The organism is Sedimentibacter acidaminivorans, from assembly GCF_017873955.1.
GTDB lineage: Bacteria > Bacillota > Clostridia > Tissierellales > Sedimentibacteraceae > Sedimentibacter > Sedimentibacter acidaminivorans.
The window spans coordinates 1-1,370 of the sequence record NZ_JAGGKS010000020.1 but is presented as its reverse complement, the minus strand read 5'-3'; the positions used below and the strand labels follow the sequence as shown (position 1 = coordinate 1,370).

Below are 1,370 nucleotides of genomic sequence, written 5' to 3'. Positions count from 1 at the left end.
AACAGTGGATGCAGTAGGGCAAGTTTTATGCCACGATATAACACAAATAATCAAAGGTGTGAAAAAGGATGTAGCATTCAAAAAAGGTCATGTAATTAAAAAAGAAGATATTCCAGTTTTGCTTTCTGTAGGAAAAGAAAATATATATATATGGGAAAAACAAGATGGAGTTCTTCATGAAAATGAAGCAGCAGAAATACTTTATGGTATTTGTAAAAATAAAAATATGAAGCCATCTCCAGTAAAAGAAGGAAAAATAGAGGTAATTGCCGATGTTGATGGTTTATTTAAAATTGATTTAGATAGATTATATGAGATTAATAGTTTAGGTGAAATGATGATAGCCACAAGACATGGGAATACTGCAGTAAAAAAAGATGATAAACTAGCGGGAACTAGGGTTATTCCTTTAGTAATTGAAGAACAAAAGATGAAAAGGGCTGAAGAAATTGGTGCAGGAAAGCCTATAATGGAAATAATGCCGTTTAAACATAAGAAGGTAGGAATTGTAACTACGGGTAGTGAGGTTTTTCATGGGAGAATTAAAGATACATTTGGACCTGTCATTATTGAAAAGCTAAGTGAATTTGATACTGAAATATTAGGGCAAAAAATTGTAGATGATGATATGAACAGTATTACAAATGCGGTTATCAATTATATAAAAGATGGTGCCGATCTTGTTGTTTGTACTGGAGGAATGAGTGTTGACCCTGATGATCGTACACCTGGAGCTATTAAAAATACTGGTGCAGATATAATAGCTTATGGAGCTCCAGTTTTACCTGGTGCAATGATGCTTGTAGCGTATTATGACTACAATGGTAAAAGAGTGCCTATTTTAGGGTTGCCAGGTTGTGTTATGTATGCAAAAAGAACTATTTTTGATTTGATTTTACCTAGAGTTATGGCTGATGATTACATAACTAAATCAGATATAAGTAGGCTTGGACGAGGCGGGATGTGTTTAAATTGTGACATGTGCACATATCCAAATTGTGGCTTTGGAAAAGGAATGTAACATAATGTATATAGAGTTATTGAAAAAGGAGCTTACAAATGAAGAAGATTATTAGTATGATTTGTTTTTTAGTTTTAGTCTTAGTAGGTTGTGTTGGTAATAATAGTGAAAGCACAACAGACAATTCTAATTCATCAACAATTCTTCTTGCGGCTGCAGCGAGCATGCAAAATTGCTTAAATGATAAAATCATTCCTATGTTTGAAGAAAAATATCCAAATGTAAGAGTTGAAGCAACGTATGATAGTTCGGGAAAACTACAAGCGCAGATTGAAGAAGGTGCTGATGTTGATGTTTTTATGTCTGCAGCAATGAAGCAAATGAAGGCACTAGATGATAAAGACCTAAT

Annotated in this window: 2 protein-coding genes; both read left to right on the top strand. The window is 33.5% G+C overall.

Going from position 1 to position 1,370, the window contains the following annotated elements:
- Nucleotides 1–1,021: molybdopterin-binding protein (locus J2Z76_RS16470; RefSeq protein ID WP_245210505.1), on the top strand; the 1,021-nt coding region annotated here is incomplete at its 5' end.
- Nucleotides 1,022–1,077: 56 nt separating this feature from the next.
- On the top strand, nucleotides 1,078–1,370 hold a 293-nt coding region (locus J2Z76_RS16465; protein ID WP_425347572.1), incomplete at its 3' end, for a molybdate ABC transporter substrate-binding protein.